Source organism: Pseudomonas sp. Y24-6 (assembly GCF_020295325.1).
In the GTDB taxonomy this organism is placed as follows: domain Bacteria; phylum Pseudomonadota; class Gammaproteobacteria; order Pseudomonadales; family Pseudomonadaceae; genus Aquipseudomonas; species Aquipseudomonas gregormendelii.
The window spans coordinates 262,497-288,012 of record NZ_JACBXG010000008.1; the positions used below are offsets into that span (position 1 = coordinate 262,497).

Sequence of the window (25,516 nt, forward strand, 5' to 3'; positions counted from 1 at the left end):
CGCTGTTGCCCCCTCCAATAATTAATCTGGAGCTTCAGATGTCCGCGCCACACGAACTTGCCACGCCCACGGCTTCGCAAAATCTGTCTTTTGATGAATTGACCCAGTTACTGGAAAAGATCTTCCTGCGCCATGGCACCAGCGCCGAAGTCGCCCGCACCCTGGCCCTCAACTGCGCGGGCGCCGAGCGGGACGGCGCGCACAGCCATGGCGTGTTCCGCATTCCCGGGTATGTATCGACCCTGCAAAGTGGCTGGGTCAACGGCCAGGCCATCCCGCTGGTAGAAGACGTGGCCTCAGGCTTCGTCCGGGTCGATGCCGGCAACGGGTTTGCCCAGCCTGCGCTGGCGGCAGCGCGCGCTTTGCTGGTGGAGAAGGCTCGCAGTGCGGGCATCGCAGTGCTGGCAATCCGCAACTCCCATCACTTCGCCGCGTTGTGGCCCGATGTTGAACCCTTTGCCTACGAAGGGCTGGTGGCTTTGAGCGTGGTCAACAGCATGACCTGCGTGGTGCCGCACGGTGCCGACCGGCCGCTGTTTGGCACTAACCCGATTGCCTTTGCCGCACCACGCGCCGACGGCGATCCCATCGTCTTTGATCTGGCCACCAGCGCGATTGCCCATGGCGACGTACAGATCGCCGCGCGCAAGGGCGAGCGTCTGCCAGCGGGCATGGGCGTCGACAGCCTTGGCCAGCCGACCCAGGACCCAAAGGCCATCCTTGAGGGCGGCGCTTTGCTGCCGTTTGGCGGGCACAAGGGCTCAGCACTGTCGATGATGGTGGAGTTGCTGGCGGCAGCGTTGACAGGTGGGAATTTTTCTTTCGAGTTCGACTGGTCCAACCACCCGGGAGCCAAGACCCCGTGGACCGGACAGTTGCTGATTGTGATCGACCCGAGCAAGGCCGCCGGGCAGAGTTTTGCCGAGCGCAGCCAGGAGCTGGTGCGGCAGATGCATGGTGCAGGGCTTAAACGTTTGCCGGGGGACCGCCGTCATCAACAACGGACCAAGTCAGCGGCTGGAGGTATCGAGCTGGACGAGGAGACCTTGGACAATCTGCGGGCGCTTGCGGGGGGCTAGACCTGCCTGAGGCTGAAACGCCGAAGCAGCTGGCAACGCCAGCCGCTTCGGAGGTTGCGGTTGTATCAGCGGCGGCCGAGCAGCAGTCCCACCACCAGGCCGAAACCTGCGGAGATCGCCACGGTCTGCCATGGATGGCCACCGATGTAGGTCTCGGTGGCTTCTACGGCAGGCTTGGTCCGATCGCGCACGCTGCTGACCGAGTCCATGGCTTGCTGGAGTTTCTGGGCAACCTGTCCGCGAAGGGTTTCTGCCTCTTCACCGACCAGTGATGCGCTGCTCTTGAGCAGTTTGTCCGACTCTTCGATCAACGCTTGCAACTCGCTGAATGCTTGATCCTTGATTTGATCTTCGGCGATTTGCGCGGCAGTTTTCCGGGCCATTGAAGTACTCCTTGCTGATGGATGGACAGTGAACAATGGAGTGTAGAGCGGCAGGAAAAGTTGCAGGGATCTAGCGCGAAAATGTGTTCCTTGAGAAAATCCAGCGCAGGACATTTCCTGCCAGGGTGTAAGATGTCGCCAATTTACACAGCAGGTAAACCCCATGAGCTTCAATCTGGCCGACAAACCCCTTTCCGAGCGCGCCGCGCTTGAAGATGAAAAATCCCGTCTGTTCGATCTCTGGCAGAGCAACCTGGGCAAAGCCAAGGGCGAGGCCGCACGGTTGTTTGGCGAGCGCGCCAAACGCAAAGGTAAATGGGCCGAGTGGGTCCGTTCCGAGCTCGACGCCATGTCGCCCCCGGAATTTGCCAACATGGTGCGCAGTGAAGTCAATCGCCTGATGGCTGCCAAGTAACCAAGCGGGCTCCCTGGGGTCGCTGATCGCCGCGCACTTGGGCGGCTCTCATTGCCTTGAGCGGTTGCGGGCTGCTACGCCCCCAAGAGTTTTCTGACTTCGGCAATGATCAAGTCGATGTTGAATGGCTTCGCCAATACAGCATCAAACAAATCCGACCTGTGCATTCCGATATGTGCCTGAGCACCGCTCATCAGGATGATCGGCAACCGATCAGCGCAAGGAAGGCCCCGGACGGCTGTGGCGAATTCCAGGCCGTCCATGACCGGCATCATAAAGTCGGTGATGATCAGGGCAGGCTGTTCTCTACCAAGAACCTCGAGCCCTTTTCGACCATTGCTGGCCGTTACCACCATGAACCCCTCATCCTCAAGTGCGATGCTGAGAATGTCGGCGATCAAATACTCGTCGTCGACGACCAGGATGGTGGTCATGTCAAGTCAACCCGCTCATAAGCTTAAGACGTTGAACCGGGAGATGACTCAGTAGGTACTGATGGTTCATGTCTTGAAGCCTTTTTCAGGAAAACATCATGATCACGGATGACGACCTCAAATCGAGAGGGATCGTAAGAGCTGTCTCTTACTTTAAGAATGGATAGCGTCCTGCTTAGTTCAGAGTGATTCTCAGAGAACCTCATCAGCATCAGATTGTCGACGATGCTGGACAGGTCAGAGTTTGGTGCGCTGACCTCGGAGCCAAAAAGATCGCGCATTTCCCAGGAGGCAAATACCGTAACGCCCCTGGATCGCAGCTCGTTCATCAAGGCGCTCAAGAAGTCAGTAATCCGCGCCGGATTTGTCGAGACTCTTGTCATGCCGTTAAGGCTATCGATGAACACGCGCTTGATGCCCTTTTCTTCAACCAGACTCAGCAGTCGTGCGCCCAGTCCATCCAGCAGGCCTTCAGTAGTAGGCTGCCAGGCAATGCTCAGGGCGCCGCTGTCTTCCATACCTTTGATATCGATACCCAGTGATTGGCCTTTGAGTCGCAACCGTTGTGGGCTTTCGTAGAAACCAAAATGCAGGCCCGGGGTTTCCACGGTCGACTCTGCCAAAAATTTGAGACCAAGGGTTGTTTTACCAATCCCCGAGGGGCCCATGACCAGAGACACACTCGAACTGTAAAGACCTCCGCCCAATATGCCGTCCAGCGACTCGATGCCACTGGCAATACGCGTCATGTCGGCGCTGTCGGGGGCGGACGGGTGGCTGTAGAGACTTTCGAGTCGGGGGTAAACCACCAATCCGTTGTCGGTAATCTCACACTCATGAAGCCCTGTCATTGCTCCACTGCCGCGAGTTTTACGCAGTTGGATACGACGCACTGAGCGAGTGCCATAGAGCTCCTCACCCATCTCAATCACGCCATCAACCATGGTGTGCTCAGGGCTGCCGTCATCGAGTCGGGAGCTGGTAAGAAACAGTACGGTGCAACCGGCGAAAGCAGCGTGGCCTTGCAACTCCGAAATGAATTTCTTGGTGTCGATGTGCGAATCGGCTTTTGAGCGTGCGTTGAGCAAGCCGTCTACTACCATCACCGTGGCTTTCTGGCGGCTTATCTCGCGCCGCAGCAGCTTTACTACCTCACCCAGACCTTCGTTTTCCAGGGTGTCAAACGCGCTGACAAACTGAATGTCGGCGCCGACTTTGGAAGAGTCGAAAAAGCTCAGGGTAGAAAGAAACTGAAAAAGGCGGTCATGTGACTCGGCCAGCAGGGTGGCGACCAGAACCCGGCCTCCATTACTCGCGTGATGGAACCCGAGTTGGTTGGCCAGGATCGTTTTTCCAGACCCAGGGCGCCCCTGGATTATGTACGAAGCGCCTGCGACCAGCCCTCCCTTGAGCAGCGCGTCGAGACCTTCTATTCCACTTTGGAGGCGTTTTAGCTTTTCCACGATGCGACCCTGATCTGAAAAAAACGGGCTGTTTAAGCCGAGTGGACTCAATGCTATCGCCATTTTAGCTCTGGAGCCATTTACGCCTGGAGCATGGTTGGCTAGCCGACATGGAGCAACATTACCCCGACGCCAACCACAGCGCCATAACATCGCTGCACCTCGCTTAGAAGCGTGTATCCACTGCTATTTCGAAAGTTCGGGGTGCGCCCTGGTAATACAGGGTGCCGTACGCCTGCTTGGCATAGATTTCATCGGTCAGGTTGCGCACGCGGGCGGTAACCGCCGTCTGTTCATCAACTTTGAAGCGGGCGAATGCGCCGTACAAAGTGTAAGAGGGCGCTTTCAACGTATTGGCGTTGTCGGCATAGACCGACGCCACGTAGCGCGCATCCATCCCTACCTGCCACGCCGGCACAATTTCGTAGGTCAGTCAGAGGTTTCCAACATGATTGGGCACATTAGTTGGGGTGTTGCCTTTACGTGATACCGCCTGGCCGCCCACGTTCTCGGTAAACTCGTCGTACTGGGCATCGACGTAGGCGAAGTTAGCTTCCGCCATCAGCCTGGAGGTGACTTGCAGCTTGCCCGCCAGCTCGATTCCCTTTGAAGTCTGCTGACCGGCCTGCGTTGTATTGTTGATGTTGTCAGGGTCAGTGACCGAAAAGTCTTTACGAACGATTTGGTAAGCGGCGAGTGTTGCCGCGCCACGACCATCGAGGAAGTCGAACTTGCTGCCGACCTCAATCTGTTCGCCGGTGGTCAGGTCGGCGTTCTGCGCCTGGGAAAAGGTCGCCGAGGCCAGGTTGCCTGCCGGCGGATCAGCGGCTGTGCTGTATTGCACGTAAACATTGAGTGCTGGAGTGAAGGCATAGACCAGACCGACCCGCCCGGTGACGGGTTCCCAAGTGCGCTCAAAAAACGCCGGGCTGGTGGGAGTGACCGCGCCGTAGTTGTTCACCTCCATATGCAAGTGGTCGTAGCGCAGGCCGGTCAGGAGAGCCAGTTTATCCGTCAGTACAAGGCGGTTTTCCAGAAAGCCAGCCAAGGTAGTGACCTGGTGCTTGCGCACTTTTTGTAAGCCGTTGTTGACGCCAGAGATGTCGGCTGGTGCTGTCGTTGACCTGATAATCGATGATCGAACGCACCCAGCGGACGCGCTGCTCGTAACGTCCATTGCCCACGTTATAGTTTTCAAAGCGTCGTCTTTTGTCGATCTTCATGGTATCGCCGACCGGGTTCAGAATCGGCGACCCCCAGTAGGGGCTCTCTTCTTTGTCTTCCTGGTATTCAAGCGCAAGGGTGTGACTGAGCTGCGGCGTCAGGTCACTGAGGATGGAGAACGCGGTGCTTGTGGAGTCGCGTTTATTGCGATCCATGTAGCCATTACTGCCGGTACGGCTGACATCCAGGCGAGCAAAGTGATGCGGATCCGCGCCGCTACTCAGGGCATGGTTGACCCCGAGCGAAAGCTCTGAGGAGTCATGGCTGCCATAGCGCACGCGGCCTTCGACTGCCTGTTCTTCCCGGCTGGCCAACTTGGTGATGTAGTTGATCGAACCACCCACAGCCCCGGCACCGTAGAGGAATGTAGACGGCCCTCCGATGAGTTCCACCCGATCATAAATCCAGGCATCCACCGGGCGTGTGGCACTGCTGTAGCTCATTCCGATGCCGTTGTAGAGCTGGGTGATTTGATTCTGAGTAAAACCACGGTAAGACACAAAGCCGCCGAAGCCCGGGTTTGCCGATGCATTGATCCCGGTCATGGAATTGATGACATCCTGGGTGTCCTTGGCGCCGCGTTCCTCAATGATCGCACGGTCTGCAACACTCACCGATGCGGGCGTTTCGCGGGCAGTCAGACCGAGGCGTGAACCGGTCTTGATTGGCTGGTCGAGAATTACGCCTGAGGGCGGTTCCTGGCGAGCGGAGATAGTAGTGGCCGGCAAGTCGAGGGCATTTTCTTCGGCCCAGGCCAGATTGCAGGCACCGATCATCAGCACCAACGAAGTGTTTCTTGTGCTCATGGACAACTTCCACGCAAAAGTGTGAGGGTCGTACCTGAAAACCCCTAAGGCTGCGCAAATGCACAGGCAGGCAATATCAGGCCGAGAGAGTCACTGCGAGTGAAGCGTCGGGAGATGCTCGAGGGTTGAGCGCAGGCCACACATAGCGTGGTGGTGGCTGCGCCAGGCTGCTTACGAATATCGGTCTCAGGGTGCCGCCTGGCACATAGTCAAGCGCCGAGGCCAAGGTGTTGATGGCCAGCGCGACGGCAAAGGACGAACACAGGGGGCAGGAAAACTGGGTCGCCAGATGTGGCGCAGGATCATCTGGATCGCTGGCATCCATATAGGGGCCGTGTTCGTTGCTGACAGAGCAAAAGCCGCCGTTCAATCCGCTCAAGCTCAGGGCGCCCATCTGCCCGTGATGAATTGCGCAGGCGAGCAGACTGAACAGGAGGCTGGCGTACAGCACCCATGCAATAGACGACAGGTCTTTGCGGCCAGTTTTCATGGGGGCGACTCTGGCACCGAGTTTTTTTCAGGGGGAACAGTCGCCGGGGGAGACGAATCGCCGCAGCTCGTTCCATGGCGCAACGCAATCCTGGATCAGTGACGTTTTCTGGGTCAAACGTCACCGATTTTATTCTTCAGCTCATCAATTCATCTTGCTGTGATCAGGCATATTCAGTGCCCGTGCCGTTGCCTCAACCTTGATCGACTCCTTGGCGCCTGTGGCATTCTCAACCGTCAGCGTCAGCGGTACCTTGTCGCCTTCTTTGACCTGTTCAACCAGATCAATAAGCATAATGTGGTAGTTGTGGGGATCCAGTGTGACGGCTTTGCCAGCAGGCAACGCGACGAACTCAACCGGTTGCATGCTCATCACGTCGTTCTTCATGGTCGACTGGTGAATTTGCACGGTTTTAGCCACAGGTGACTGCGCACTGAGCAGTTTGCTGTCGCTGCCTGCCGTGATAGTCATGAACGCCCCAGTCGCCTGCTGCCCTGCGACTGTGGCGCGAACCCAAGCGTCGCCTACCTGCGTCTGGGCCGATACCTGACAAGCCAGGCCGATGAGAGACAACCCGAGTACGACCTGTCTGACGCGTTGAGCAATGCTGGCTTGATTGAGAGTCGAGTTCATTAGCAGACCTCCATGACGGTGAGCAAATCTTCCGCACACTCTTGTGCAGAAAGCGAGTGAGACAATCCAAGGCGTAGCGTTCCCCTGGAGTCATAAACATAGCTCGTCGCGGTATGGGACAGGGTATATGTTGATCCGCTCGGGACTTTTTCGTAAAACACGCCGAACTCTTTGGCCGTAGCAGCCGTTTCTTCCAGTGTTCCGTAAAGTGCGACAAATGAAGGGTCGAAGGTTTTGACGTAGGCGTCGAGTACGGCAGGTGTATCCCGTTCGGGATCCAGTGTGATGAAGATGACCTGGAGGCGGTCGCCATCCTTGCCCATCAGTTTCTTGATTTTTACTGCGCGAGCCAGGGCGGTGGGACAGATCGCCGGGCATTGGGTAAATCCGAAAAACACCATCGGCATCATGCCTCGATAACTCGAGAGCATTCTCACCTCGCCGTCAGTATCCTTTAACTTGAATGTGCGCCCAAGGATCTGATTGCTCAGATCTTTGCCGTATTTGTACGACAGCTCTCCTCTGGAATCGCAGCCGGTCAGGATGCCCAGACCGAGCAACCCCATACCAGCAACCACCTTGCGGCGAGTCAACAAAACACTCATGGATTAAGGCCTTTTGGATCGTCCAGCAGTTCAGTCAACCCTGTGGACGTATCATCTAAAAAAATCCCATGGTATCAAAATGACGGTGATTGATACCGCCTGACTGGACGTTAGGTCATGCGTAGCCCAAATATGATGATTGAGCGCATGTGTCCTGCCAACCGAAGGTGAGTTGAAGAGTCTACCAATGCCTGTCGCCTTGTTAGTCTGCGACATTTTGGCGCGGGCGATGCCTTAAGCACATCCCCATGTCGGTGAGAGCCATGAAGGCGGGCGCTCTAGAGTTTTTGACGAAGCCGTTTCGCGAGCAGGACCTTCTCGACGCCATTGAACGAGGCCTGCGCCATGACCGCGAAAGGCGTGAGGCGGCCGCGGCTTTGAATGATTTGCAGGGTCGTCATGCCTGTCTCTCCGTAGGAGAGCGTGATGTCATGAACCTGGTGGTCACCGGGCTGTTGAATAAACAGATCCCCGCAAGGCTGGGCGTCAGCGAAGTCACTGTGAAGGTACGGCGCGGCGCCTTGATGCGCAAGATGAAAGCCGACTCCCTCGCCGAACTGGTCAAGTTGTCCGAACATCTTAAGGAGGGCGGTCGCCAGAAAAATTTTTAGGCAGCGATGGGAAAAAAGAACTGCAACGCCTTATTCCCCACCGACTCATAATCTCTTGAGCCTTAAGTTGCGAGGGTTTTATGCTGATCAACTACGATCAAGAAGACTCATGATTTCCTGTTCATTTTCACACTGATCAAGCTCTTCGCGAAAATTTTGATCGGAGAACAAGCGTGCGATTTCTGCAAGCAGATCGAGATGCAGAGGCGCTGCGGGGGCGGGCACGAGAAGCACAACAATATCGGAAACCGGCTTTCTGTCGGAAGCATTAAAAGCCATAGGGCCCCTCGGCCGTAGATAAAGTGCATGAATCGTATCAAGTTCACTCAGCCTCGCATGAGGTACCGCCACTCCATCCCCCAAGCCGGTGCTGCCCGCCTGCTCTCGTCGTAAAAGACTGGTCGTAACGCAGTGCCGAGGCAGTTTATGTGTCTGTTCCATATGCTGGCCAACAAGTTCAAACAGTCCTGATTTATTAGGTACATCTACTCCGAGCAGGATGTCATTAACAGAGAGGTGTTCGGCGAGCTTAACCATTTGCGTGTCTCCCACTTAATAATCCCCATCGTTTTTTGTGAATTTAGATCGTCTCCGGCGTGGAGCCGCGCGCCAGGCCCACCCGGCTGAACAATAGCGCTCCGAGTACTAAAAAGATGAAGTCCATGGCATTCTCCCCAGCAATGAAGGCAGCCTGTCTCGATAGATGGTAAATTGTTAAAAGCATTGGCAGCGAAAGAATAAAGATTTTATAAAGATTAAAGTGGTGTGGTTAAATCAGGGTAATTTTTTAGTAATGGGTATTTTTCTTTGGCCGGGCTTCACGTTGTCGCTTTTCCATCGGGGAGTTCTGATAGTTGGTTTTGGTTGAGCGGTTACGGCTCAAATGCTCAAAAACAAAAGATGCCAATCCGAACAATCCAATAATTGAAATGATCATAATTCCCAGGTCTGAGCTGCTCATAATGTTCTTCCGTCGAAATGTATTCCGGAGGATAAAATATCTATGGCGGAACTCAAGGCGATCTACGATTTCTTTACGATTTTTTTGCTACTGCGCAGCCATCGCCAAAGAGGGTCACTCAGCTGTCCGATTATTGATATTTGACGATATTTTGAAGGATGAGCGCGCCGCCTAGCCCTAACAGTTTTCCTCCTTCATCGATCGTACCAAGCGATATCGGGGCGAAGCCCAACTGATCGACCAGTTCGGTAACGATAATGTTGGCATCTTGATCTCGGCTCCAAACAAACATCACTCTGCGCCCTCCATCCTGCGTAGGGTGTTCGGCTAATCGTGCGGCAGGAAGCTGATTGAAGGTTTTGACTACCCGGGCTCCCACGAATGAGGTGGCGACAACGTCGGTTGATGCTCGATCACCGAGTTCCTGGGGCGGCACTCCATATGTATTCATCGCATCGATGACGATCTTGTCGTTCCAGCAAGTCATCTTCCGACCGATGTCCCGATGAGCGCTGAAAGGGATGGCCAGAATCACAATGTCCGCGCTCAAGGCCTGTTCGAGGGGCTGCGCAACGATGCTGTCGCCCAGCTCGTGGGTGAGGGCTGCAAGGCTGAGTGGACCTCTTGTGTTGGCAATCCCGACCGGGATGCCGCTTCGGGCGAACTGGCGGGCGAGGGCGCTGCCCACTTTGCCGGAACCAATGATGGAGTAAGTCATGCTCGAATCGAGGTGGAGGATTTGCATGATGAAGTCACCAGGGTCGTGTGAATGAAAAGCTCACGGACAAGATGACCTTGTTAGTTGAATCTTAAAAGACGGTATATTGAGATACGATGTATCTCTTTTAGAGATGGGCCGGAGGAAAAATGCTCGACGGCGTATCGCTTGATCAGCTAAGAACCTTCATCGCTGCGGTGGATGAAGGGAGTTTTTCGGCCGCCGCCAGAAAACTCAACAGAGTGCAGTCGGCTGTCAGTGGCTGGGTCGGCAGTCTGGAGGATCAAATCGGCGTGGTGCTTTTCGACCGCTCGGGACGTTTCCCCAAGCTGACGCCGCAAGGGGCACTGTTGCTTATAGATGCGCGCAATATTGTTTCCGGCGTGGATATTTTGAAAGCGCGGGCCAAACTCATGGCGTCCGGCCTTGAGCCGGAATTGTCTGTGGTCGTGGACGTGTTTTTCCCCACCTCAGCGATCACAGCCGTCGTCAAAGAGTTTGCCGAGCGCTTCCCTTTGACCCGCTTGAAGATTTTCGTAGAGGGCCTCGGTGCCGGCTATCAGCCGATACTGGACGGCCGTTGCAGCCTTGGCATCCTTGCATCGTTGCCCATAAATTTTCCCACACTGTCCAGCGAGCGCATTGGCGAATTTTCCCTGGTCATGGTCGCTGCCATCGATCATCCGTTGTCACGACTCAGTGGCAAAATCTCCAGGCGCGAACTTTCCACGCACATTCAGTTGGTGTTAACCGATCGCTCGGAAATGTTGGCAGGACAAGATTATGGCGTGATATCGCCACTGACTTGGCGTTTGGCCGATCTTTCAACCAAGTACGCTTTTCTGAAAGATGGTGTGGGGTGGGGCAGTATGCCGTTGCACATGATCGAGCAAGATCTGGCGGACGGAACGCTGGTGATGCTGGATGTCGAGACTGTCCCCAGAGACGGTGTAAAGATCGATATTTCTGCGGTTCATGCAACCAGCACATTGCCCGGCCCAGCCGGGCGGTGGTTGATAGATCGGATAAAAATCAGTCCGATTGGCTAGCGTTTCCGCTTCGATTAAAGATGATTTTGTGAGTTCGACAGGAGAAGAACTCAGCACGCTGCAGACGTGTGAAAAATTGCCTACATCAGGTTTGGAAGGGATTGCTGTTCTCTTATAATGTTGATCAGTATATGCAGTGCTGGGTGATTATATTTACGACTACCGTAATATATATGGAATGGATCTTCCGCGGATGCGTGCTGGGGAAGTATCAATCTCAGTGTTCCAGACTTTAATTCCGGTGTTATTCGTGCTTCAAGCACATAGGCGATGCCCACGCCTGCTTTAGCGGCAGAGATAGTTGTGGCTGTATCATTGATGGTCACCAATCCTGGAACACGAATTTTCCTGCGCTCACCCTCAACCTGCAGCTCCCAGCGAAAGCTCGAGTTATCTCCCAAAAGTAGTTGAAGACAGGTGTGATGCTCCAGATCTTCTATGGTCATTGGCGCTCCGTGTTGCTCGACGTAGCCTGGCGAGGCCACCAAAACCCAGCGCTGAGGCCCGCTCAACGGCAATGCGACCATATCTTTCGGAACATGATGACCGTAGCGTATACCCGCGTCGTATCCCTCGGCCACAATATCAATAGGCCTGTTATCGACCACTACCGTTAGACGCACGCCTGGGCAGCGTCGGACGAATTCAGGGAGTGCTGGTGCGATCAGCAGATCGGCAGCATCTGCAAATACATTGAGACGAATCTCACCCAGATTGCCGACGCCTGGCGCTTCAAACGTTTCAAGCGCGGCGCCGATCTTGTTGAAGCCATCTTCCAGACGCTCCGCTAAATCCAGCCCCAAAAAAGTGGGCGATACGGCTCGACTTGTCCTGTTCAGTAATTTTGCGCCCAAGCGGTCTTCGAGCCGCCGTATGGCATGGCTCAAAGCCGAAGGAGTCAGGCCCAATTCTTTAGCTGCTGATTTGAAACTTCCCCATCGGACGATGGACAGGAAAACTTTCAGGTCTGCGAAATCGATGCGATTTTTCTGAGTCATAGATGATTCGGCTTCACTGACTGGATGAACTGATTTCAGTTTAGCCTGTGCGATTATCACCACCCCGTCAACGAGCCGATGGCATCGCCAAACGACCGCGTGATTGGGAATATCCGCCAGTGGCGTCATGCAGGGCTAAGAGAAGAGGAATCAGATATGCATCACCGAGTCATTGGACGCACGGGCAGAAAAGTCTCAGAAATTGGATTTGGTGCATGGGCCATCGGTGGAGCCTGGGGTGAGGTTTCCGAGTCCGATGCCAAAGCGGCACTTCACGCGGCATTGGATCAAGGCACGACGTTCATCGATACCGCAGACGTCTACGGTGACGGACGATCAGAGCGCATCATTGCAGATGTGATGAAAGAGCGAGGCGGGGATCGGCCCTTTATCGCGACGAAAGCTGGAAGGAGGTTAAATCCTCATGTGGCTGAAGGCTACACGCGAGCGAATCTGAACGATTTCGTAGACCGCTCCCTCCGAAATCTGCAAACAGATTGTCTCGACCTTGTTCAACTTCATTGCCCACCTACCGAAATTTACTATCAACCCGATGTCTTTCAGGTAATGGAGGACATGATCACCGCGGGGAAAATACGTCACTACGGTGTTTCGGTGGAAAAGGTCGAAGAGGCGTTGAAGGCTATCGAATACCCTGGTGTCGTTTCGGTTCAGATGATCTACAACATCTTCCGTCAGCGGCCCGCTTCTCTTTTCATGCACGAGGCTAAAAAACGTGGAGTTGGGGTTATCGTTCGCGTGCCTTTGGCTTCCGGCTTGCTAAGTGGAAAAATGACCAATGCTACTACTTTCGCTGCGGATGATCATCGCTTGTTCAATCGAAATGGCGAGGCGTTCGATAAAGGGGAAACCTTCGCCGGCGTACCCTTTGATGTAGCGCTGGAAGCCGTCGAGCGACTTCGGCCCTTAGTGCCGCAGGGCGTCACAATGGCGCAATTTGCATTGCGCTGGATTTTGATGGAGTCCGGGGTGACGACTGTCATCCCGGGGGCCAAGAATCCACAGCAAGCCAAAGCAAATAGTGATTCGAGTGACTTGGCGCCCATTTCTGACGAGTCGATGCAAGCGGTTCGTGACCTGTATGAATCGAAAATCTCCTCTCATGTGCACCACCAATGGTAATTCATTGACTTCAAACGTCATTGGTCTTGAAAGGAGCAGCGGGCATCAATTCATTAGACGCAGTCAGGCTTAGCGTCGCAATTGCGCCAATTGTTCCTTTAACCGCGCCACTTCACTTTCAAGTTCACGGACTCGCTCGCGAGCCTCAACCTCAACGCTGACGTCCTTCTGGATACCGATGAAGTACGTCAGTTGATCTGCGTCGTTAAACACAGGGGTAATCGACAGTTCGTTCCAGAAAGCGCTGCCATCCTTGCGATAGTTGCGGATGATTTGCCGGCAGGGGTGAAAGTTCTTTATTGCCTCCCGGATTGTAGCCAGGCCGCTTTGGTCGCGGTCATTGCCCTGAAGAAAGCGACAGTCCTGGTAAAGGATGTCGTCAACACCGTAGCCCGTCAGGCGCTGGAAGGCGGGGTTGGCGTAGATCAGTATGTTCTCGTCGCCTTCCTGCTCTGCTACCACGATGCCATCGTTGGATGCTTCAACCATCAGTTGCAGCAGTTCTGCATTGATCATTTTCTGAGCCCCAGTGAATGTCACATCATTTTAGGACAACTTGGGGTTTCAAAATGCTTTCGACACAATTCGACAGCATTCCCATGACTGACCAAGGCGCCGCCAGCAAGAAAGGTATGCGCGGACAGGCGCGACCTTTTGGTGTCAAGCTGGTCGCCCGATCAGTTGCAGGAACTCGTGGCGCGTAGCGGACGACTCGCGAAAGGCGCCCAGCATCACTGATGAGGTCATCACCGAGTTTTGCTTCTCAACGCCTCGCATCATCATGCACATGTGCTTGGCCTCTATGACCACAGCCACGCCGGCGGCATCGGTGATGTGCTGAATGGCGTCGGCAATTTGTTTTGTGAGGTTTTCCTGAATCTGCAAGCGGCGGGCAAACATATCAACCACTCGTGCAACCTTCGACAGCCCCAGTACCCTTCCGGTGGGGATGTATGCGACGTGAGCCTTGCCGATGAAGGGCAGCATGTGATGCTCACACAGTGAATACAGTTCGATATCACGCACGATGACCATTTCATCGTTTAGCGATTCGAACAGTGCACCATTGATCACTTCTTCAAGGCTCATCGTGTAGCCGTTACACAGGTATTGCATTGCCTTGGCTGCGCGTTTGGGCGTGTCCAGCAATCCTTCACGCTCAGGGTTCTCGCCGACGCTGACGAGAATTTCACGGTAGTGCTCGGCTAATGATGGGTTCATTTCTATTCCTCGCAGCCATGCTGCGGTTCATGTGACGGCCATCCTTGGCTTAGGGGCGTTCGGGCTGGGGAAGAACCTGAGCGAAGCATTCTAGGGCTGCTTAATTTTGCAGGTGAGATGCTCGTCGGGTTCGGGTTTTGATGCCGGCATTGTGCAAGAGCTGTCGACGCATCGACGGCGACCATCCGGATGAGGCAACCAGGCCAAATGGGGGCGTAATCGGCAGAAGAGGCGATAACCCACGGCGAGCAGAGGGCGAATTGCACGCCATGTCAGTGGCGTTGCCCAGAACCCCAGGCCGGCGGCTCGCCAGCTCCATAGAGTGGCGTCCAGTCCGGTTAACCAGCGGCCATCGGCAAAACGGGCATGCAGCGAGGACTGCATTTGCTCGAGCGTGAACCCGAGTGTCCTGGCGTCGAATGCATCACTGCTGATGTCTACAAACAGCAGTCGACTCTCTACGGCGTGTCGCTGCAGGATCTTGATTTCGCGCGCGCACAGCGGGCATGTACCGTCGAAGTACAGCGTCAGTGGCCAATGCTCTTTATTGTACATTGATGGTTATCTTGTATAGGTTTTGTACAAGATAAGCTTAAAAAAACGAACTGACAATCGTGGGCATTCCTTTGCCGTGAAATTGGTCCGCCCGCCCGCCGGGCAGCGTTCAAAGTAGAGATCATAAGCGCAGCAACAGCGCTACGAGCGGCGGGCGGCATAGTCCTGCTCGGTCCAACTTCAAGCGTGGCTCGTCAAGCCACTCGCCGCAGTGCAGCGGCCATGCCGCCGCCTATCGAAGCCATGCCAACAACCAAACAGGGGAACGACACCCACCAAGGTATGGCGGCGGTCATCATGCTGAACTCCGACATGCCGCCAATGCTTGCGATCAGGTTGAGTGGCAGGAAAACCACGTTTATCAGGGTCAGGTTGCGCAGCGCCAGGTTCATGCCATTGTTCGCCAGATTGCCACGTGCCTCGATCAGATTCGCAAACACCTTGGCGTGGATCTTTGCCTGTTGATAGCTCTGCTCGTTCTCGATAATCAGATCGTTGAGCGAGTCCAGCTGACTTGGGCCGAACCCGTGGCGCTGGCCATGGCTTCGAAGCAGGGCGAGTACCGCGCCATTGCTCTGAATGGCGTTCACGTAGTACACAAGGCTTTCGCTCAAGTTGTACATCTGCACCAGTTGCTGGTTATCCATTGTGCGGCTGACTTGTTGCTGTACCTCGCGGGCCATCTGCTTGACAACACGCAGGTGGCCCAAATAGTGATGCACGCTTTCAGCCAGCAGCGCCATCAGCACATCCAGAGGGCCGCTCAGCGCTGAGTCGCTCTCCAAACCTGCTAGAAGTGAGTTGCTCGCGCAGATCACCACCAACCTCTGCTCGCTCAACACCACTCCGAACGACGACACATTGAACGCTCGGCCATCGAAGCTCTCCGGTCGCTTCCAGATCAGGAACAGATGGTCTGGCTTGATCTCGATTCGCGCTACTTCGTCCGGGTCCAGGGATGACTCCAGCGCCTGGGCGCCGATCCCCAATCGTTCCCGGAGCAGCAACTGCTCGCCGGCATCCGGTGCGACGCACAGCCAGACGCTGGCTTGATCGTCGGGCGCCTGGCACAGGTTACCTTCCTGAATGCTGTAGGCTTCGATCATCGCTTACCACGCCTGGCCGCGATGTTTGAGTTCCAGCCTCTGGATAAATGCTTGAAGCACCCGCCGATACAGCTCATCGCCTAAAACGGCGTCTTCGGTTCCTGCATCCAGGTTAGGGTTGTCGTTGACTTCAATCACCAACACCCGGTCACCGGCTTGTTTAAGGTCGACGCCATAAAGGCCGTTGCCGATCAGCCGTGCGGTGTCGACTGCAAGTTGCACAACCTCTGGCGGCGCTTGCTCGATCGGGACGGCCTTGCACATGCCGTTTATTTCACCAGGCACGGCTTTGTGGTTGTAGATTTGCCAATGCCCCTTGGACATGAAGTATTGACAGGCATAAAGGGCTTCGCCGTTAAGTACGCCTACGCGCCAGTCATACTCCGTGTAGCAGTATTCCTGAGCGAGCAGCAGCACTGAATGCTCGAACAATTCCTGTGCTGCCGACGACAGCGCCTGCGCATCGGCGACTTTGATGACACCCCGCGAGAAGCAGCCGTCGGGAATTTTCAGTACAAGAGGAAAGCCCAACCGACGGCCTGCCTGCTCCAGTTCCTGAGGTCGATCCTTGTAGAGGATTTCCGTCGCTGGCATTCCCAGGCCGCGTCGCTTGAGCAGGTCAGTCAGGTACACCTTGTTGGTGCAACGAAGGATGGAAGATGGATCATCGATGACCACCAGGCCTTCACTCTCGGCTCTTTTGGCAAAACGGTAGGTGTGGTCGTCTACGCGGGTAGTCTCGCGAATGAACAACGCGTCGAATTCTGCCAGGCGCGCATAGTCTTTTTTCTCGATAAGTTCGACATCGATGCCAAGCTGTTTGCCGGTTTCAATAAATCGCTCCAGCGCCAATGAATTGGAAGGTGGCAGCGCCTCGGCGGGATCTTGCAATATTGCCAGGTCGTATCGAGCCATCCGCTTGGACGCCGGTTGTCGCCATGTGCGCCGATTGAAGGCATCCAGGGCGTTGGCAAAAACATGCTGTTGCTCATCACGCAGTTTGTGCAATGCGCCGGGTTTTATTCCGGCGATCTGCCACGTCTCACCACGGCGAAATTCCACCAGCAAAATAGGGCAGGGGAACGCCTCAAAAAGCTGACGGCCAATCTCTTGCAATGACTCAATGGTGGCTTTGCCAAAATACAATGACAGGGTAAAGGCTTCGGTATTGCCATAAGGATGGTTGGCCAGCGCCCGCTCCAGGGTGCGCTCAAGATCATCCAGACCCACCCCGTACAGCGCCTTGCGCGACAGCTCGCTGATGATGCGCACCGACGGGAATACCTTGTGCCCGCGCGCTTCGGCAAGCAAAGAGCAGTAGTAGCCTTGGCCCAGGTACTTGTAGTTGCGGCAGAGGTTGATCACTTGCGTGCGACCTGGGAGGTCGTCGCTGTGCTCAAGGTAATCCTGGGCAAGCATCAGGCTTTCACTGGGGAGGTAGCTGGCCCAGTCTTCCTTGCGTTCGACGAGGATCAGCAACTGGCTGCCTGAACGCCCCGTGCTGGGAGGCTCCTCGACGAGAGATATTGTGGAACGTTCCGATTTGTCCAATACTTCGTTCACGTTGGTTTGCACCGCTGACATGAGTAATCGATCCCTATTGAAGAACACGCCGCTTCAATAAATCACGGACATCCGGGTCTGTCCCGGTTCGTTACTCAAACATTACGGTGCCACCATGCTTTTTAACTTTCGCGTTGCAGCGACGGACGATATCGACGAATTGGTCGCGTTGGAACAGGAGTGTTTTACGCTTGATCGGTTGAGCCAGCGCAATTTTCATTGGATGGTCAGCCGTGCCAATAGTTGTTTGATTGTCGCCGAATGCCAGGAAGAACTGGCGGGATATGCCCTTTTGCTCTTTCATCGTGGCACATCACTCGCACGCCTGTATTCAATCGCTGTCAGTCAGGCATGGCGAGGCCATGGCCTCGGCCAGAGGCTGCTGGAAGAGGCACAAACGCGTGCGCTTTCCCGGAACTGCGCATGGTTGCGTTTGGAGGTCAGAGCCGATAATCCCCCTGCCATCAGCCTGTATGAGGCCAATGGATACCAGCGCTTCGCAGTCGTGGAGGACTACTACGAAGATCATGCCGAAGCGCTGCGTTACGAGAAGCGTATTCTCCATCAAGCTCCGTCGCCGACACGTCAAGTACCCTATTACCAACAGACCACCGAATTCACATGCGGCGCGGCCTGTCTGCTGATGGCTATGGCTGCCATCGAGACGAGCCGGCCAATGAGTCGCAAGGAGGAAATTCAGCTCTGGCGCGAGGCGACCACCATCTTCATGACCGCAGGACACGGTGGCTGCAGTCCTCAGGGCTTGGCTTTAGCTGCCTGTCGGCGCGGTTTTGAGGTGCGTCTGGTGGTTAGCCAACTTGGCTCGCTGTTTCTGGAGGGCGTACGCAGTCCGGAAAAAAAGGCCATCATGAAGCTGGTAGAAGACAGCTTTGCTGAGGATTTGGCGCAAGCGGGCGTCATGCAGGAGCAGGCTTCCAATTTTGATATCCGCGCAGCACTTGTGGCTGGATTCAAACCAGTGGTACTGATCAGTAACTACCGATTCACCCGGTTGAAGGCCCCTCATTGGGTACTGATAACAGGGTGCGACGACGAGTTTGTGTATCTGCACGATCCGGATGTGGATCACAGCCGCCACCGTCAGAGCATCGATTGCCAGCACCTGCCAGTGAGTCACGAAGAGTTTGTGCGCATGAGCACGTTTGGCTCTCGCCGAGTACGGGCTGCCGTCATGCTGCGAGCACGTTAAAGGGGGGCTCGTCGGGTGAAACGGTAGCGTTTTGCTGGCCGGGTGATTGTTGTTTGAAGACATCACTCGCACCCTCCATGCTGCGCGGGGTCTTTGGCTAGCAAACGGTAATCTGAATTTAATGGGCTGCTCGTTGTTCAGGCGTCAGTACAGATACTGGATAGATCGCGGTGAATGTCCCCGCGTCGACACTCAATGCGCGGCAATCGACGCCATAGACGTGCGCAAGGTTTTCCGGTGTCAACGTGGCGCCTGTCGAACCGCTGCAATGCACATGGCCCTGGTGCAGCATCATTGTGTCGTCGGCATAGCGACTGGCCAAATTCATGTCGTGGAAAATCGCCAGCGTGACGATGTTATGTTTGCGCGTATAGCTGCTGACAGCATCAAGTATCTGTAACTGATTGGCCAGATCCAGCGCAGAAGTCGGCTCGTCCAGTAGCAATAACCGGGGACTGCGAACAAGGGCCAAGGCTAGGGATATCATCTGCCGCTCGCCTCCAGACAGTTGCCCTGGCTGATGCTCGGAGAAACGTTGCAGGCCCAGCAGTTCGAGCATTTCAGCGGCCTTTCGTCGAGCATTCTGACTCGTCCTCCAGCCTCGTGTAGTGCCTTGTTGAGCCAGCAGGAGTAACTCATAGGTGGACAATCTAACGTCGAGACTGGCGAGGTCTTGCGCGACATAGCCAATCAGTTGAGCGCGGCGGGCAGGGGAAGCATCCATTAGCGGGGTGCCGTTGATGGTGGCCGAACCCTGCGCCGGTACCAAGCCACACAGGCCTTTCATGAAGGTCGATTTACCAGCGCCGTTAGCGCCTAGTAAAGCGAGTGTGCGGCCGCCTGAAACTTCCATGTCCAATCCCTTGAGGATGGGCCTTCCGCGTAGTGTGACCCGGTAGTTGCTGGTGCAAAAACTCATCGGGACGTCAGCCTCCGGTCGCGCAAAATGAGGATGATGAAAAACGGCAAACCGATCAGTGAGGTCACCATGCCAATGGGTAGCACGGCGCCAGGCACGATGAGTTTGCTGGCGAGTGAAGCCAGGGTTACGAAGATAATCCCGCAGGCGATCGTTACACCGATGGTGAAGCGTTGATCTTCACCCACCAGCAGCTTCGCCATGTGAGGCGCCACCAAGCCCACAAAGCCGATCACGCCAACCACCGAGGTGACCGCACCGGCCAACAGTGCGGCCAGCAACAGCATGGTTGTGCGCAACCGACGCACTGGAATGCCGAACAACACGGCCTGTTCACCGAAGCTGCGCAGCGCGGTCAAAGCCCAGGCTTGTGCCAGCGAGAGCGGGATGGCCACCCCTGCGATCACCGCGCACAGAGTGACTTTGTTCCAGGTGGCGTGCTGAAGCGAGCCCATCAGCCAGAACACGATGCTTTGTAGCTGATCGGTGCTCGCCACATACTGGACCAGGCCCAGCAGTGAACTGAACACAAAGTGCACGGCGATGCCGAGCAATGTGATGGCTTGCAGGCCAACGTGGCCGCGCGACAACACAAGGATGATCCCGACCGTCAGCAACGAAAAGAGGAAGGCGTTGGCGGTGACGACCAGGTCGGCCCCGAAGCCTGGCAACGCGTGGCCGAGCGACATATTGAACGCCAGTGCCAGCGACGCACCAAAACCGGCAGCGGACGAAATGCCTAGCGTGAAGGGCTCTGCGAGCGGATTGTCCAGTACAGTCTGCATCATCAACCCGGCCAGCGATAAGCAAGTGCCAGCCAGCACGGCCATCAGCGTCATCGGCATCCGCAGTTCCCAAAGGATTACACGTACGCTGGTATCCACACTGGAAGGATTAAGCAGTCCTGATACCGCTTCATTGAACGTCAGTGTGCCCGAACCAACAATCAGATCGGCAACGAACGCCATGACAGCGAATGCCAGCAGAATCATCAGCAGTGCACTGCGTCGCCATATGGTGATTGTGTAGCGAACCTGCGAGGAGGGCGCCGCAAGGTCGGTTGGCATCGTCATGGCCGATCGGTACTCAATCATTGGCAGGTGCGCGCGAGTAAAGGATGGCGGGTACGGTTTTCAATCCGGTGAGTGCGAACAGGGCTGACAGGCTGTTGCTCGTGTCGATGCGTTTAGCACTGTCGGGATAGAACGCCTGATTCAGATACTCGAGCCCGAGGATGTTCCAGGAGCTCGCATAAAACTGGTGATAGATACCAAACACCCGCCCGTTCTGGCTGGCTTTCAACTGAGCAAAACCTGGACGCTCCTGCAACAGGCTCATAGAGCGATCGATCATGGGTTGTTTCACGCTGTCGCCGAAGCCGAACCCAGGCGCAACTGAGGTGTAACCAGGAAACTGCGAACCGGTCATCACGTAGACGTCTGGCTGTTTGCCGAGCACTGTTTCAAGTGTCACGTCACCGGTCGCGCCCGGCAGTAAGCTTGAGCCGAGATTTTGTCCGCCGGCGGCTTCGACCAGCTTACCCCAGTACACATCGCCATGAGTGAAGCAGCATGCCGAGGCACCACTTTGTCCTGCTTTCGCTTCTACGAATACGACTGGCCTATGTGAATGTTGCTTGATGATTTGATCGATACTCGTAAGACGGCTTCGGTAGAAATCCAGGTAGGCCCGGGCCTCATTTTCGCGGTTAAGAACTCTCCCGAGCAGTTCGACGGTCTTCTGGCTGTTGGTCACCGGATCGAGGTCGCTGTCGACAAATATTACCGGGATCTTCAGCGCTGCCAGTTTCGACGCAACGCCGGCATTCTCCAGAGATGCCCGAGCACGGGTCTGAAACACCAGCAAGTCGGGACGCGCAGCCACGATGGCCTCTAAATTGAGATCGCCCTCGTCGCCGAACTTCATGTCGGTTGCCCGGTTAGCTGACGCTGGCCACTGATGCTCAAACACTTCCCAGGTGTTGGGGTCTGCGCGCTTGACGATGTTATTCCAGGCCACAATTCTCTGGAACGGATCCTGACGGTCAAGCAGGGCCAGCGTAAACAGGTCTCGACCATCCTGAAGGACGATGCGCTTGGGTTCTTGAAGGATTTCTACTTGGCGATTGGCAACATCAGTGACGGTGACAGGGTAGGTCGTTGCGTATGCAAAGGTCTGACCTGCCAGCATTAAACCAACGCTTGAGATGAAGCGCACGAGGTGCTGCATGAGGAAATCCGTAGCCGCTGAAGGAGGGTGCGCTTTTCGTAGGTGTTCATACGGGGTAATTCAAAAAACGCCCGGCAAGGCTATGGGAATAAATCTCATTCGTGTATTAAGAATGTTTCATGCAGCCTGTTTTGATGGATGCGGTTTGGAAACCTGTGCTCGAAGACTTTTCGCCAGCCTAGCCTCCCTTGGCGACATCTGAGCCCGTCCTCGCTGACCACCGTCGTCCGACAAACAGATACTGGCAGTCGGCCATCTCAGCTAAACTCACGATCAGAGCTATTTCCAGCAGCGTCTTGTGAGACTCCATGATTGCCCATACCCCCACGCTTTTTGCCTGTGTCGCGTTAGTCGCGACGATCATGGCGTTTTGTCTGATTCTGGTCGGCCAGTTCAATCAGCGTGACGGTCTGCTCACCATTGGCTTTGGTTTATTGGCCCACGCCTTGGCCTACGTTGGCTACACCTTCTACGGTCATGCCCCATTATGGTTGACCTACGGTGCCGCCAATACATTACTCGCGGTGGCGCTGGCCTTCTATGGTGCCAGCCTGTTCCGGATTATCGAGTTGCCAGTGGCTTGGTGGCGGGTTTTCGCACCGGCTGTACTGATGCTGACGTTGATGGCAAGCCTGATCGAGACCCTGGAGCCGAGAATGCTCGCTGCCACTGGAGTGTTGATGGTGCAGTGCGCATTGATCATCTACTGGACTCGCCGCTACATTCCCGCTCAGGGCCGTGCACGGATGCTGTTGATCATTGGGGCGAGTATCAGCCTGATTGGCCTGGGCATGCGGGTGGTGGCTGTGCTAGGCGGGGGGGCTGCCGAGATGCGCTACGATGTCAGCAACCTCAAGCAGACTATCTCGGTCAGTATCGGTACGTTTACCGCGATGATGATCTCTCTCGGGCTTGTGCTGCTGTCCAAGGAGCGCAGTGAGTCATTACTCCAGCAAATGGCGCTGCGGGACGTTCTGACAGGCATTCTCAATCGTCGAGCTATCCTTGAGCAGTTTTCCACAGACATGGAACGTTCACGCCGAGAGAATGCTTATCTTGCTGTGGCCATGGTCGATATAGACCACTTCAAACAGATCAATGACGTCCATGGTCATCTGGCGGGTGATGAAGTGATTTGCCACTGCGTTAACCATCTGACCAAGCGTCTTCGTCATTCCGACAGTATTGGTCGTTATGGAGGCGAAGAATTCCTGGTGCTGCTGCCTGGTACGAGCCCCGAAGGAGCGGTGGCTGTGCTTGATCAACTGCGTGCCTCTTTGGCCGAGACACCTGCGCAGTTCGGTGACGCAAGTATTGCGGTGCGCATCAGTATCGGTGTTTGCTCTGTGATGCCAGATGACGGCGATACCACCGCCAGCCTGCTTGCCTGGGCGGATGCGGCGCTTTATGAGGCTAAGGGCTTGGGGCGCAATACGTTGCGACTGGCGCAGCCTTGTCGCCTGCGCAGTGCTGCGCCGTTCAGTGAGATTCCACAAACGACAGAATCGTCGTGATTCCACGTGCGACGCTTCTATAAATACAAAAAGATCAGCGGCGCACCGACCTCTCAATGCACGAACTGCTGCTGGATGCCAGCGGCATCGGCCAATTCCAGGGGACGCAAAATCATACGGTCGGTGTACAGCGTGGGTGCGGCATCCATGTTAATCGAGCTCCTGAGTGAACGTTACCAGGTGCCGGACGTCGTCCCTGGCAAACGGAGCTTGCCACTGTCGACGAACCGCATGGTGCCGAACAAGCCTGCGGCGAGTTTTCCACGCAGTACGTAAGGCAGATTGTTGAGGGTCTGCGTCTGGCTCAGTCCCAGGGTCTGGCGCAACACCGAGAACGCCGAAACGCTGACCGGAACCGTCAGCACGGTTTCCGAAAAGCGCGGGATCGAGCCCGACTGATCGCTGACTCCCGAGGCGAGCGGCTGGCCGTTGACCTCGAGGTCCAGGGCCACGCCATTGTAATCAATGGGGGTCTCATTGGGGTTCTGCACACGGATCTTCAGCGCAAACCGCACCTCCATGTCCTGGCCCTGCAGGGGTTCGATGCCGACCACGTTGATATTGACCGGGTCGCGATTGGGAAAGAGCGCGCAGGCGCTCAGGGAGAGCATCAGCAAGGACAGGATAACGGCGTGGATACTGCGCATGACAGGCTCTCTTCAAGTAAAGGGCTGAACCGCTGCCGACGCAGCCCTCAAGCCGTGTCAGCGGTTCAACTGTGCGACCGCCGCAACGGTTGCCGGTTCACCCCTGGCCGCAACATCGGGGTTTTCCATGACCTGGAGGATCGAGGCTTCCGGGTCGAAATCGTCTTCTTCCAGCTCGATGAATTCTTCCGGCAGGAAGATGTTCAGCACGATAGCGCACAACGCGCCGACAGTGATCGGCGATTCGAAGATGTTGTGCAGCGCCAGGGGCAGCTCGCGCAACACTTCGGGGACGGCCGCGACGCCCAGGCCCATGCCCAGGGAAATCGCCACGATCAACATATTGCGCCGGTGCAGGCCAGCCTCGGCGAGGATCTTGATACCGGCCACCGCCACGGTTCCGAACATCACCAACTCAGCGCCGCCGAGTACTGGCTTGGGCATTAACTGCAACACCGCGCCGATCATCGGGAACAATCCGAGCACTACCAGGAGGCCGGCAATGAAAAACGCGACATAGCGGCTGGCCACGCCAGTGAGCTGAATCACCCCGTTGTTCTGGGCGAAGGTCACCATGGGCATGCTGTTGAACACTGCGGCCATGGCCGAGTTGAGGCCATCGGCAAGCAGGCCGGACTTGATTCGCCGGATGTACACCGGGCCTTTGACCGGTTGCCGGGAAATCATCGAGTTGGCCGTGAGGTCACCGGCCGCTTCCAGCGGCGACACGAGGAAGATCACCGCCACCGGGACGAACGCGACCCAGTCGAAATTGAAACCATATTTGAACGGCACCGGCACGCTCATCAGAGGCACGTCGGGCATGTTCGAGAAACTGACGTCACCCATCATCCAGGCCACGAAATAGCCAAGGGTCAGGCCGATGACGATGGCCCCCAGACGCAGGAATGGCACGTCGACCCGGTTCAGCACGATGATGGTGCCCAGCACCAGAGCGGCGAGCGCCAGGTGGTGGGCGCCGCCCAGGTCGGTGGCGCCGAAGCCGCCAGCGATATCGGTCATCGCCACCTTGATCAGCGACAGCCCCATGAGCGTGATGATGGTGCCGGTGACCACCGGGGTGATCAGCATCCGCAGTTTGCCGATGAACTGGCTCAAAACCACTTCGATGAAGGCGGCAAAAAAGCACACGCCGAAGATCGTCGAAAGGATCTCATCGGTGCCGCCGCCACGGGCCTTGACCATGAAACCAGCGCTGAGAATCACGCTGATGAACGAGAAACTGGTGCCTTGCAGGCACAACAACCCGGAACCGATCGGCCCGAAGCGTCGCGCCTGGACGAACGTGCCGAGCCCGGAAACGAACAGCGCCATACTGATCAGGTAGGGCACTTCGCTTTGCAGGCCCAAGGCGCTGCCCATGATCAGGGTGGGGGTGATAATGCCGACAAAACTCGCCAGAACGTGCTGCAAGGCGGCGAAGACGGTGGCGGTGAGATGAGGGCGATCGTTGAGGCCGTAGATCAGATCGTTGTTGCGCGCAGCAGGGGCTTTTTCGGAGGCGGTCATGGTGATATGC

26 protein-coding genes and 3 pseudogenes are annotated in these 25,516 nt (G+C 55.9%); 7 read left to right on the plus strand and 22 right to left on the minus strand.

What is annotated here, in order from left to right; all coding sequences use genetic code 11:
- Positions 1-38: 38 nt before the first annotated feature.
- On the plus strand, positions 39-1,079 hold the full coding sequence (locus HYI44_RS17465; protein WP_225570052.1) for an Ldh family oxidoreductase: 1,041 nt from the start codon (positions 39-41) through the stop codon (positions 1,077-1,079).
- 65 nt (positions 1,080-1,144) lie between these two features.
- Here the strand turns inward: HYI44_RS17465 and HYI44_RS17470 are convergent, their stop codons facing one another.
- Positions 1,145-1,462 (minus strand): DUF883 family protein, encoded by a 318-nt coding sequence (locus HYI44_RS17470; protein WP_045058342.1) that lies wholly within the window; start codon positions 1,460-1,462, stop codon positions 1,145-1,147.
- Between the two features lie 163 nt (positions 1,463-1,625).
- Here HYI44_RS17470 and HYI44_RS17475 point away from each other — a divergent pair, with 163 nt between their 5' ends.
- Positions 1,626-1,877, plus strand: coding sequence for a hypothetical protein (locus HYI44_RS17475; RefSeq protein ID WP_045058343.1), 252 nt, complete (start codon positions 1,626-1,628; stop codon positions 1,875-1,877).
- A gap of 74 nt (positions 1,878-1,951) precedes the next feature.
- On the opposite strand, the gene HYI44_RS17480 is transcribed toward HYI44_RS17475, so the two are convergent.
- The 6 genes and pseudogenes from HYI44_RS17480 to HYI44_RS17505 all read right to left on the minus strand — a co-directional run bounded on the left by HYI44_RS17480 (position 1,952) and on the right by HYI44_RS17505 (position 7,532).
- Positions 1,952-2,311 carry a response regulator gene (locus tag HYI44_RS17480; RefSeq protein ID WP_225570053.1) on the minus strand — a complete coding sequence of 120 codons (360 nt, stop codon included), beginning with the start codon at positions 2,309-2,311 and terminating at the stop codon, positions 1,952-1,954.
- 23 nt (positions 2,312-2,334) lie between these two features.
- Entirely contained in the window at positions 2,335-3,777 is a 1,443-nt protein-coding gene (locus HYI44_RS17485; RefSeq protein ID WP_163019504.1) for an ATPase domain-containing protein, read from the minus strand.
- A gap of 163 nt (positions 3,778-3,940) precedes the next feature.
- Positions 3,941-5,804: pseudogene (locus HYI44_RS17490) on the minus strand (TonB-dependent receptor).
- A 76-nt stretch (positions 5,805-5,880) separates the two neighbouring features.
- The gene (locus HYI44_RS17495) at positions 5,881-6,294 is read right to left on the minus strand and encodes a DUF2946 domain-containing protein (protein WP_225570054.1); all 414 of its coding nucleotides are present in this window, start codon (positions 6,292-6,294) and stop codon (positions 5,881-5,883) included.
- A gap of 144 nt (positions 6,295-6,438) precedes the next feature.
- Positions 6,439-6,927, minus strand: a complete 489-nt coding sequence (locus HYI44_RS17500; protein ID WP_225570055.1) for a copper chaperone PCu(A)C — start codon at positions 6,925-6,927, stop codon at positions 6,439-6,441.
- On the minus strand, positions 6,927-7,532 hold the full coding sequence (locus HYI44_RS17505) for an SCO family protein (protein WP_163019502.1): 606 nt from the start codon (positions 7,530-7,532) through the stop codon (positions 6,927-6,929). Before HYI44_RS17505 ends, HYI44_RS17500 begins: the two co-directional genes overlap by 1 nt.
- 242 nt (positions 7,533-7,774) lie before the next feature.
- Between HYI44_RS17505 and HYI44_RS17510 the strand changes: the two are divergent.
- Positions 7,775-8,143 (plus strand): annotated as a pseudogene (locus HYI44_RS17510) (response regulator transcription factor); the annotation flags it as partial.
- A gap of 87 nt (positions 8,144-8,230) precedes the next feature.
- On the opposite strand, the gene HYI44_RS17515 reads toward HYI44_RS17510, so the two are convergent.
- The 3 genes from HYI44_RS17515 to HYI44_RS17525 all read right to left on the minus strand — a co-directional run bounded on the left by HYI44_RS17515 (position 8,231) and on the right by HYI44_RS17525 (position 9,849).
- The gene (locus tag HYI44_RS17515; protein WP_122840575.1) at positions 8,231-8,680 is read right to left on the minus strand and encodes a PTS sugar transporter subunit IIA; all 450 of its coding nucleotides are present in this window, start codon (positions 8,678-8,680) and stop codon (positions 8,231-8,233) included.
- Positions 8,681-8,930: 250 nt separating this feature from the next.
- The gene (locus HYI44_RS17520) at positions 8,931-9,104 is read right to left on the minus strand and encodes a hypothetical protein (RefSeq protein ID WP_225570056.1); all 174 of its coding nucleotides are present in this window, start codon (positions 9,102-9,104) and stop codon (positions 8,931-8,933) included.
- 130 nt (positions 9,105-9,234) lie between these two features.
- Complete coding sequence (locus HYI44_RS17525; RefSeq protein ID WP_225570057.1) at positions 9,235-9,849, minus strand: NADPH-dependent F420 reductase; 615 nt, start codon at positions 9,847-9,849, stop codon at positions 9,235-9,237.
- A 122-nt stretch (positions 9,850-9,971) separates the two neighbouring features.
- Here HYI44_RS17525 and HYI44_RS17530 point away from each other — a divergent pair, with 122 nt between their 5' ends.
- Positions 9,972-10,871, plus strand: a complete 900-nt coding sequence (locus tag HYI44_RS17530; RefSeq protein WP_225570058.1) for a LysR family transcriptional regulator — start codon at positions 9,972-9,974, stop codon at positions 10,869-10,871.
- A gap of 80 nt (positions 10,872-10,951) precedes the next feature.
- Here the strand turns inward: HYI44_RS17530 and HYI44_RS17535 are convergent, their stop codons facing one another.
- Positions 10,952-11,869: a LysR family transcriptional regulator gene (locus tag HYI44_RS17535; RefSeq protein ID WP_225570059.1), complete on the minus strand. Its 918-nt coding sequence runs from the start codon at positions 11,867-11,869 to the stop codon at positions 10,952-10,954.
- A gap of 156 nt (positions 11,870-12,025) precedes the next feature.
- Here HYI44_RS17535 and HYI44_RS17540 point away from each other — a divergent pair, with 156 nt between their 5' ends.
- The gene (locus tag HYI44_RS17540; protein ID WP_122840572.1) at positions 12,026-13,012 is read left to right on the plus strand and encodes an aldo/keto reductase; all 987 of its coding nucleotides are present in this window, start codon (positions 12,026-12,028) and stop codon (positions 13,010-13,012) included.
- A gap of 69 nt (positions 13,013-13,081) precedes the next feature.
- Here HYI44_RS17540 and HYI44_RS17545 read toward each other — a convergent pair whose 3' ends face one another.
- The 5 genes from HYI44_RS17545 to HYI44_RS17565 form a co-directional block, all read right to left on the minus strand.
- Positions 13,082-13,528, minus strand: coding sequence for a PAS sensor domain-containing protein (locus HYI44_RS17545; RefSeq protein WP_045058345.1), 447 nt, complete (start codon positions 13,526-13,528; stop codon positions 13,082-13,084).
- A gap of 144 nt (positions 13,529-13,672) precedes the next feature.
- The gene (folE, locus tag HYI44_RS17550) at positions 13,673-14,233 is read right to left on the minus strand and encodes a GTP cyclohydrolase I FolE (RefSeq protein WP_122840571.1); all 561 of its coding nucleotides are present in this window, start codon (positions 14,231-14,233) and stop codon (positions 13,673-13,675) included.
- Positions 14,234-14,323: 90 nt separating this feature from the next.
- Positions 14,324-14,788: a thiol-disulfide oxidoreductase DCC family protein gene (locus HYI44_RS17555; protein ID WP_201147893.1), complete on the minus strand. Its 465-nt coding sequence runs from the start codon at positions 14,786-14,788 to the stop codon at positions 14,324-14,326.
- 194 nt (positions 14,789-14,982) lie between these two features.
- The gene (locus HYI44_RS17560) at positions 14,983-15,894 is read right to left on the minus strand and encodes a magnesium transporter CorA family protein (RefSeq protein WP_122840569.1); all 912 of its coding nucleotides are present in this window, start codon (positions 15,892-15,894) and stop codon (positions 14,983-14,985) included.
- A 3-nt stretch (positions 15,895-15,897) separates the two neighbouring features.
- Positions 15,898-17,478: a RimK family protein gene (locus tag HYI44_RS17565; RefSeq protein ID WP_225570060.1), complete on the minus strand. Its 1,581-nt coding sequence runs from the start codon at positions 17,476-17,478 to the stop codon at positions 15,898-15,900.
- Between the two features lie 94 nt (positions 17,479-17,572).
- Between HYI44_RS17565 and HYI44_RS17570 the strand changes: the two genes are divergently transcribed.
- Entirely contained in the window at positions 17,573-18,667 is a 1,095-nt protein-coding gene (locus HYI44_RS17570; protein WP_225570061.1) for a GNAT family N-acetyltransferase/peptidase C39 family protein, read from the plus strand.
- A 118-nt stretch (positions 18,668-18,785) separates the two neighbouring features.
- On the opposite strand, the gene HYI44_RS17575 is transcribed toward HYI44_RS17570, so the two are convergent.
- The 3 genes from HYI44_RS17575 to HYI44_RS17585 are packed head-to-tail and all read right to left on the minus strand — an operon-like array spanning position 18,786 to position 21,815.
- A complete protein-coding gene (locus tag HYI44_RS17575) occupies positions 18,786-19,586 on the minus strand; it encodes an ABC transporter ATP-binding protein (protein ID WP_225570062.1) in 801 nt (266 codons plus the stop codon).
- A complete protein-coding gene (locus tag HYI44_RS17580; RefSeq protein WP_225570063.1) occupies positions 19,583-20,659 on the minus strand; it encodes a FecCD family ABC transporter permease in 1,077 nt (358 codons plus the stop codon). The genes HYI44_RS17575 and HYI44_RS17580 overlap by 4 nt, the downstream gene beginning before the upstream one ends.
- Before the next feature lie 13 nt (positions 20,660-20,672).
- Positions 20,673-21,815, minus strand: a complete 1,143-nt coding sequence (locus tag HYI44_RS17585) for an ABC transporter substrate-binding protein (protein ID WP_225570064.1) — start codon at positions 21,813-21,815, stop codon at positions 20,673-20,675.
- A gap of 308 nt (positions 21,816-22,123) precedes the next feature.
- Between HYI44_RS17585 and HYI44_RS17590 the strand changes: the two genes are divergently transcribed.
- Positions 22,124-23,329, plus strand: coding sequence for a GGDEF domain-containing protein (locus tag HYI44_RS17590; RefSeq protein WP_225570065.1), 1,206 nt, complete (start codon positions 22,124-22,126; stop codon positions 23,327-23,329).
- A gap of 56 nt (positions 23,330-23,385) precedes the next feature.
- Here the strand turns inward: HYI44_RS17590 and HYI44_RS17595 are convergent.
- The 3 genes and pseudogenes from HYI44_RS17595 to HYI44_RS17605 all read right to left on the minus strand — a co-directional run.
- Positions 23,386-23,478 (minus strand): annotated as a pseudogene (locus tag HYI44_RS17595) (GNAT family N-acetyltransferase); the annotation flags it as partial.
- Between the two features lie 24 nt (positions 23,479-23,502).
- A complete protein-coding gene (locus HYI44_RS17600; RefSeq protein ID WP_225570066.1) occupies positions 23,503-23,976 on the minus strand; it encodes an LEA type 2 family protein in 474 nt (157 codons plus the stop codon).
- Between the two features lie 57 nt (positions 23,977-24,033).
- Entirely contained in the window at positions 24,034-25,506 is a 1,473-nt protein-coding gene (locus HYI44_RS17605; RefSeq protein ID WP_122840558.1) for a nucleobase:cation symporter-2 family protein, read from the minus strand.
- Positions 25,507-25,516 lie beyond the last annotated feature (10 nt).